The organism is bacterium (assembly GCA_024228115.1).
GTDB lineage: Bacteria > Myxococcota_A > UBA9160 > UBA9160 > UBA6930.
This window is the reverse complement of the sequence record JAAETT010000485.1, coordinates 1-7130: the sequence shown is the minus strand read 5'-3', so window position 1 is coordinate 7130 and position 7130 is coordinate 1. Positions and strand designations below refer to the sequence as shown.

Here is a 7130-nt window from a genome sequence, read left to right as displayed (position 1 = left end):
TCTCACGCGCCAAGTCCAAGCCTGGCAAGACGATCGCAACCGAACGACGAAGGGCGTCGACTGGCAATTCACGACCCAACAAGCCCGCGTGAAACTGCGACGACTCTACCCCCAGCTTTTGGTGTGACAAGGGACTAGTGGGCATTCTGCCGCGGGTGGCGACCGGGGTGACGATCACTTTCGACGATACCCAGACCGTTGCGCCCTCCACGTTCTCTGCCGTTCAGCCGGGCGGGCCGTTCGGTCCCACACTCGATTTCGGTTCCGTGGTCATTTCCGGCGGCGTGATCGGCCTCGCAGTCACGCCTGCCGATCAGGCGGCGACCACACTCCCCAATTTCTACGCCACGACGGATTTCTTGGCCCTGGCCGACGGAAGCATGCTCTCCGGTACGATCAGTGGCGTTTTCAGCGGATCGGTACACTCAGTGAGTCTCGATGTCAGCAACGGCAACGTTTTCGCGGCGGACTTCATCCTCACTGCTTTCGACGGCGCGGCCGTAGTCGGATCGGATGTTGTCAGCCTTGCAGGCTTCGCCAACTCGGGGTTCGTTGGACTCCTGTCTGTCTCTGCATCGTCGATCACGAGCTTCACGGTGACCTCCACCCAGCCCGGGAGTACCAAGCTCTTTGCGGTCGATACAGTGGTGTTTGAGACGGTTCCGGAGCCCGCATCAACTGCTTTCCTGGGCCTCGGGCTCGTGTTGCTGGCGCGGCGGTGCTTGCAGCGGCGCAGCTAGGGAGCGATTCGGAAGGTCAGGCCACAGTCCTTGCTCGTTTCATGCTGGTCGTAGGCCCCCCGATCGACCGCCGTCCAGGTGAAACAACCGGAACCAGCCATCGGTAGGGTCACCGTCCCGTACCCCAGGACGGAGCCTCTGAAAGGATTGCCGTCGTCGACCTTCCGGTCGATCCAAGAAGCCTCAGATGCTCTGATGGGCTGGTCCCCTGGCTGAGCGGGGACGAGATCCCGGGAAATTTTCGTTTGCAGCACCAGAAACGTGCCCTCCGGCTGCTTCGCCGCTGGCGGCCAGCCGGGCAGGGGAGTGGTCATCCCGCCATCTGCATCTTTGACGTGAAATCCGCCGCCTATCGGTGCTGCGGGGTGGCTTGCGCCCCAGGCGATCATTGGTGAATTCGAACTCGTGTAGGTGTCGGTTGTTCTGGTGATGAGGCTTGTCTGCAGCAGGTGGCTCCAGAAAAGCACGGTTTCATGTTCTGCCGGCGTCTGCCCTGTTGTCTGGTGGCGTGAAATCGCACCGACCTCGCCGACATTGCCATCTCCCGTGGTCGACGCGGAGGTTGGGGCTTCGCAGGTACCCACGGATGCGCCGCAGCCCGGAATTTTGCTCGCGGCATCCCGAAGGTCGCCGGGCAGAGAGCCGTATCGATCCATGAACATAGCTGTCGCTGCGCCGGTTGATTGAACGGTGGCGATCGTCGCGGTTAGCTTCGCGTTGATCCTCAAACGAGAAAAGCCGAGGATCGCAGACAGTAGGAGTCCTGCGATGACGACAACAATGGATAGTTCGACGAGCGTGAACCCGGCGCCTGGATGAGACCGTTTCATCCATTCAGGCTACAGGGGAACGGTTTCGATTTCGTTAACGGCCTGTGGATCAGACAATTCCGAGTTGTCGGCTTCCGCTGGCATTGGGCACCTGGGCCTGGCGCTTCATTGGTCAGGAGTTCCGATCCGCGTCTGACAGCACGCTATCGACTTCTTCGGTGTAGATGCGCTCGAGCTCGGAGGTTTCCCCGTCCGTGAGCTTCGCGAACTCGCGAGATCGGGCGCGCTTGGAGAGGGCCCCTCGATTCTGGCGAAGGAAGCGGAAGAGAAGATCGAGGGTGTTGTTGGGCATCTCGACCACATCCTGCGCGCGCTCCGCGAAGCGGTCGTAGGCCTCGAGAAACGCGGCTTCCTTGGGCAGGTCCTCGTCGATCGTCGTCTGGACGCAGCGGTAGAGGAATTCAGCGTGCGCGGTGGCATCGAAGAAGCGGTAGAAGTCGCCCGTGTCACCCAGAACGCGGGCATTCCCCTTGAGTGTCGGCTCCCATTCAATGAGGCGAAGAAGGGGGCGGGAGGTGCTCTCGAGGACACTGCGGTAATCGTCGATGAGTCTGAGAATGACGGCGCTCACCGGGAAGACGAGACCAGGAGGGTTGAACCCGCGCTCTGCGAGTACGTGGTGAATCAGGTAGCGATGAAGGCGACCGTTGCCATCCTCGAAAGGATGGATATAGACGAAGCCGAAGGCCGCACAAGTAGCGGCAATGACGGGATCGAGTGGTCTTGTGTTGTCACTTGCGAAGGCAAGCAGGCCCTCGACGAGTTGGACGAGGTCCTCTGGCCGAGCTGAGATATGGCTCGGGATGGGTTCTCCGGTCTGGCGGTCGTGCTCTCCGACGAACCCGCCTTCCTCTCGGAGGCCTAGCTCCACAAAGCGTGAATCGCTGATCAGAACGCGCTGGAGGCGGAGGAGCTCGGCGAGATCGAGGGGAGTTCTTCCGGCCTGACCGATCGCCTGGCCCCATCGCTCGATTCTGCGCCGTGGCGGCCGTTCTCCCTCGATCGCGAAGCTGGACTTCGAATCCTCGAGAAGAAGAAACGCAGCTGCGCGCGCGACGATGTCGGCGCGAATCGGGGCGATCGCGGCTTGGGCTCGTGCGGCTAAGTCTGTCTTGAGAAAGTCGTTCAGAGTGTCGGTGCGAAAGACCAAGGGACAGAACTCAGGGGTGCCAGGTAGGTTGTTGCGTACCCGGTGGCGCGAGGAGCGCTCGCCGGGGACTGCGAACTGACGCTTGGGATCGAGAACATCGACAAAGGATCCGCGCGAGGCATCAGGAAGATCGAGCGTGTTCCCGGTCAGCCACTCGTAGAGAAACCAGGTGCGCCGGGCGTAGGAGCCTGTGGGCTGGCTTCGGACGAACTGCGTGATCCCCCCCGCGCGAACCGCAAGGAACAGGCGTTTGAGAACAAGGAGATCGACCCCCTCCCACTTGAGGGCGAAGGTGAGGTGGCCGGCCAGCGTGGCCTCGGGGGCATGCCTCGGGGTGAGCAGCCGCCAAGCGTCGGTAGTGATCAGCTTGTGGTGCTCGCCAATGGCGCAGAGTTGATGGGGCAGAGGCACATTGAGCTTGTAGGCGTCAATGAGGGCGGCGTAGCCAACGGGTCGCCCGGGCTCTGGGAGCCGTAGGTCGTGAAAAACCGTGATCGGCTCTGAATATGGATACGTGAAGTCATCGTCCATGAAAAACAAGTCTATATGATGAAAAATAGTGACACAATATCAAATTCATGAATTAAGATGTTCTTAGTGTGACGCAGCGAGGTTTCCCCACCAAATCAACAACTCGCCTAGCTGGAGCGGGCAAGGGGGGCATCAGGGGTAGAGAATTCCTCTGGCCGGATCCTCTCGAAGGCGTCAGAGAGGCTCTGAGAGGCGTGAAAGCCTCCGGGACCGGTACCGAGGGATTCCCAGGTCCCAGAAACGCTGTAGGGGTGTTCCACGGGCGTGACTACGCGTTTGAAGGCGGGAAAACCATGGAAGTTGCTCAGGTTGAATGCCTTGGTCGGTCGGCGCCGCACTCCCTGGTTCGGCCTTTCGCGTCGCAGCGGTACCAGTGCGGAAGAGGGAAGGGGGCGCAAGGTCCCTTTTTGGTTCCTCCGCTGGCGCGGCCCCTCCAAGAAGCTCGATGCGCTGGAGAGCACTGGTTTGGGGCTCCTCAAGAGAGGCCGTCACAGAGGCTGCCCGAACAGACAAGGAGGATCAACCATGAAATTCGCAACAACCTGGACCCGCGCGGCAAGAGCCGACTACTTCGCGTCCGTAGATTTCCTGCTGCAGCTTCGCTTCCGGACGAGTGTTGCCGAGCGACTCGCTGAAAGCGTGGTCACGGCAGCTTGGCGGGCGGGTTTCTCACCGCGCGAATGCGTCGAGTGGCTGGCCGCAGTGGATGGGCTTTAACGTGACCAATCCAACGTCTCCATTTTTTCGAAAGAAGGGTGTTAGGGGATGCTCTACGACTCGGCTCGAAGAAATCAACCTCAAAGCGCAACCTCTCGATCTCGTCGAGCGTGAGCGGGGCGGGGCTACAATCGTAGAGTCGGGTCGTTTGGGGTCCGCATGCGCGGCGATCTCCTGAGCCTCTTCTTGATCATCGTCACCTCAAGGCTTGCCCCGGAAGGTATCGGGGCAGGAAATGACGGTCACTCTGGTGGATGGCTCAAGCCGTCAGAAGCATCCTAAGTTCTTTGACGGAGCCACGATCGTTATGTGCCCTCCCAGTCGCAAAACACCTTCCTATATCCCGGCTCTCCCCGGAGGTACGGACCCTCAATGTCGGGATTCGGCTCAGGCGGGTCCACTCGGTCGTCCAGATGACGGAAGAGAGACCCCAAGGCACGCTTGGCATTCTGCTGTCTGGCTCCACTGACATCTTTGAGCCGGATCCTCCGAGCGGGTATTTCCATCCTTTGACCTCCTGTCTTTTTGTTGGGAAAGGAGGTCTCCGCGGGGGTTTTCGCCGTCTGGCTAGACGGCGGCGCAGCCAATTGTTTGGCGACTGCGGCGCAAGCGAAAGGAATCCGGGGTGCGGATGTCTGCAACCGCCAACGCAATAAGTGCACTCAGGGGAGACGCCTAGAGAACGATGCGCTCGATCTCGTCCAAGGTCAGCGGGTCGTTGCTTCGGTCGTAAAGCCGCGTTGTCTTGGGATCAGCGTGCGCGGCGATCTTCTGGGCCTTCTCCAAGGTGCCGCCGTTAGCGCGATAGATCGTGATGCCCGTGGCCCGCAGGCTGTGGGGACTGATCTTGTCGGAGAGGCCCGCGGCCTTGGCCCGGCGCCGGATCATGTGAAGGGCGTCGTTGCGCGTGAGCCGGTTCGGCGTGAGCTGACCGGTGCGCCCACGCGCCGAGCGGAAGAGGGGGGCTTTCTCGACAACCTGGCCGTCGCGCCCAGAACGCAGGGCGGCGAGATAGTCGTCTAGGTACTCCTCGACCACGTGGTGGGCGGGCACCTCATGGTGCTTGCCGCCTTTCTCGTGCAGCCGGATGCGCCGGCGTTTCCCGACACGGAAGTAGTCGCCAACGTCCATCGAAAGCGCCGCAGAAACCCGCGCAAAGCTGTAGAGCAGCACGCCCAAAAGGGCGCGATCGCGGAGGCTGACCACACCCCCAGTCGGGATGTGCGCGAAGAGGTCGCGCGCTTCCTCGGCCTGAAGCACCGGCGTCTTGCCCTTGGTGTACTGGACGCGAGGTCCACGAACAGGGGCGGCCGGGTTGGTCTCGATCACCTGACCCAAAACGAGCCAATCGAAGAGTGAGCGCAGGGCCGCCAGGTGCTGCTTCTTGGTGGCGTCGCTACCCGGGTGCTGCTCGATGTAGGCCGCCACGCCCATGGGTGTGATCTCCGCAAGCTGGCGTGCACCGTCCTGCGCGCACCAGGTGAGGAACTGCCCTGTCGCGCGCATGTAGGCGGCGCGGGTGTTGGGGTTGCGGATGTTGGCACCGAAGAATTCGCGAAATCGCGTCTTCGTCCTTTCGTTCCCGTGAGCAACGAGAGCCGGGAGACCCACGCTGCCGCTCTCGGAAAGCAGGGCAGGGCGGGTATCGGGCAAAGCGCGCTCGCTCACGAGGGCGACCCCGGCGCGCAGAAGAAGTTCAGCGCGGAAAAACACGCTGCTACCGTCGCGGCGACTGCGGCGATCCAAGCTGGCCACCTGACCTGTTCGGCGAGCCAGGCCGTTCTTTGCGTGTTGGCTCGATGCGCTCTAATTCGATGGCGCAGTGCATCGGTCTGGTATGCACCGCCGCCGGGGATCTCCTCAGTAGACACCCCTTCGCTGGCCGCAAGGTCGAAGAGTTCGGCACGCTTCAGCTCGTCGAGTTCGTCGCTCATCCCGCAGCCCTCCTTGCCCGCGACGCCAGGGATTTGGCTCGGCTGGCGAGGTTGTGGGCGTTGCTGGTGTGAACCTGCTGGCTCAATTCGGTGACGGCCTGAGCCAGTGCTTCGACCGCCTTGGCGAGGTAGTCGATTGATTCCTCGTTCATGAACCGGCCCCCGCCCGGCGCAGTCGATCCAGTTCCCAAGCCTGTATCTCCGCCTCCACAGCTCGGAGGTGGGCCTCCGGGAGATCCAGCTCACCCGAAATGCGCAGTGCTTCTTTGGGATCTGGGGAAACGAGAAAGAGCTTGTGCCACCAACGACTGGCCGTAGCTCGGTCGAGGGCACGTTTTTGTCTCTTGATTTCTTCTTCGAGCTTCTTCTTCCGCTCGCGGAGCTTGTCCCGTCGTTCCTCCAGGGCTTTCTCTTGATCGGTCATTGCCAAGGTCCTTGTGTGGGGGCAGGGCCGTCGATCGTTGCGATTCCGTTCATTGCTACGCACGCCAGCTTCGACGGACCAAGATCAACAATCCGGTTGCCAACATCGCGGCGCAGGATGCCTCTGGAACGGGAACAAATTCCTTCACGAGCCAGTGGCCTTGGGTGGGATGAGAGAAGTCCGGCGTGAGGAAGTCATCGAACACGCCGCTTGAGCTCGGGGTGCCCAGGAAACCAGCGGAGCTCAGAACAGCCGAACCAACGGCACCAGCAGGATCGCCATCGTCGTAGGTTCCAGCGGTGGCCGGCGAAAACGCCGCGTCAGTGACACCGAGCAATGCGACGAGCACCTCCACTTCGCCAGAAGCGCCTTCTCCTGGGACCCACGGCGCACCAGCGGGACGAGGGCAGGGGGCCTGGCTCTGGACGGAGGTCACAACACCGAAGAGCGAGCAAAGCTCACCTCCCGTGGCGTATCGCCATCCAGCTGACAACCAACCTCCAGCACCCGCGATGATGTCGTTGTAGGAGAGGCCAACTGTCTGGGTGACGTCGAGCCAGACGAGATTGCCGGTTGTTTCCCAGGTCGCGAATCCATCACTCGGCGTGACCACTCCAATCTCGATGAAGATGGCCCGCGCCGGCGCAACCGACGCGATGGTTACGAAGGTGTAGACGCTCACTCAGAAGCGTAGAAATCTGATCATTTGGCCGGGGGGCGACGCAGCCCGCCGTTCCGGATTCCGATTCAGATCTTCCGGGTCGAAAGGTCCTTGACCCAGGGCGAACGCCCTCCCGGCTCGAC

Annotated in this window: 9 protein-coding genes; 2 read left to right on the top strand and 7 right to left on the bottom strand. The window is 61.6% G+C overall.

The window, feature by feature from the left end:
* The first annotated feature begins 137 nt into the window (after window positions 1–137).
* Window positions 138–740, top strand: a complete 603-nt coding sequence (locus tag GY937_20760) for a PEP-CTERM sorting domain-containing protein (GenBank protein MCP5059144.1) — start codon at window positions 138–140, stop codon at window positions 738–740.
* Here GY937_20760 and GY937_20755 read toward each other — a convergent pair.
* Window positions 737–1570 carry a prepilin-type N-terminal cleavage/methylation domain-containing protein gene (locus GY937_20755; GenBank protein ID MCP5059143.1) on the bottom strand — a complete coding sequence of 278 codons (834 nt, stop codon included), beginning with the start codon at window positions 1568–1570 and terminating at the stop codon, window positions 737–739. The genes GY937_20760 and GY937_20755 overlap by 4 nt on opposite strands.
* Window positions 1571–1682: 112 nt before the next feature.
* Window positions 1683–3251 carry a Fic family protein gene (locus GY937_20750; protein MCP5059142.1) on the bottom strand — a complete coding sequence of 523 codons (1569 nt, stop codon included), beginning with the start codon at window positions 3249–3251 and terminating at the stop codon, window positions 1683–1685.
* Between the two features lie 525 nt (window positions 3252–3776).
* Here GY937_20750 and GY937_20745 point away from each other — a divergent pair.
* Window positions 3777–3968 carry a hypothetical protein gene (locus GY937_20745; protein ID MCP5059141.1) on the top strand — a complete coding sequence of 64 codons (192 nt, stop codon included), beginning with the start codon at window positions 3777–3779 and terminating at the stop codon, window positions 3966–3968.
* A 675-nt stretch (window positions 3969–4643) separates the two neighbouring features.
* Here GY937_20745 and GY937_20740 read toward each other — a convergent pair.
* Genes GY937_20740 through GY937_20720 form a run of 5 tightly spaced genes read right to left on the bottom strand, consistent with a single transcriptional unit; the run spans window position 4644 to window position 7008 of the window.
* Window positions 4644–5636 (bottom strand): tyrosine-type recombinase/integrase, encoded by a 993-nt coding sequence (locus GY937_20740; GenBank protein MCP5059140.1) that lies wholly within the window; start codon window positions 5634–5636, stop codon window positions 4644–4646.
* Window positions 5633–5902, bottom strand: coding sequence for a hypothetical protein (locus GY937_20735; GenBank protein ID MCP5059139.1), 270 nt, complete (start codon window positions 5900–5902; stop codon window positions 5633–5635). The genes GY937_20740 and GY937_20735 overlap by 4 nt, the downstream gene beginning before the upstream one ends.
* Window positions 5899–6054: a hypothetical protein gene (locus GY937_20730; protein ID MCP5059138.1), complete on the bottom strand. Its 156-nt coding sequence runs from the start codon at window positions 6052–6054 to the stop codon at window positions 5899–5901. The genes GY937_20735 and GY937_20730 overlap by 4 nt, the downstream gene beginning before the upstream one ends.
* Entirely contained in the window at window positions 6051–6326 is a 276-nt protein-coding gene (locus GY937_20725; GenBank protein MCP5059137.1) for a hypothetical protein, read from the bottom strand. Before GY937_20725 ends, GY937_20730 begins: the two co-directional genes overlap by 4 nt.
* A gap of 55 nt (window positions 6327–6381) precedes the next feature.
* On the bottom strand, window positions 6382–7008 hold the full coding sequence (locus GY937_20720) for a hypothetical protein (GenBank protein ID MCP5059136.1): 627 nt from the start codon (window positions 7006–7008) through the stop codon (window positions 6382–6384).
* Window positions 7009–7130 lie beyond the last annotated feature (122 nt).

Bases quoted from the DNA above. Each gene is read 5' to 3' on its own strand.
- GY937_20755 (MCP5059143.1), bottom strand. From the start codon at position 1,570: ATGAAACGGTCTCATCCAGGCGCCGGGTTCACGCTCGTCGAACTATCC.
- GY937_20745 (MCP5059141.1), top strand. From the start codon at position 3,777: ATGAAATTCGCAACAACCTGGACCCGCGCGGCAAGAGCCGACTACTTC.
- GY937_20750 (MCP5059142.1), bottom strand. From the start codon at position 3,251: ATGGACGATGACTTCACGTATCCATATTCAGAGCCGATCACGGTTTTT.
- GY937_20730 (MCP5059138.1), bottom strand. From the start codon at position 6,054: ATGAACGAGGAATCAATCGACTACCTCGCCAAGGCGGTCGAAGCACTG.
- GY937_20725 (MCP5059137.1), bottom strand. From the start codon at position 6,326: ATGACCGATCAAGAGAAAGCCCTGGAGGAACGACGGGACAAGCTCCGC.
- GY937_20735 (MCP5059139.1), bottom strand. From the start codon at position 5,902: ATGAGCGACGAACTCGACGAGCTGAAGCGTGCCGAACTCTTCGACCTT.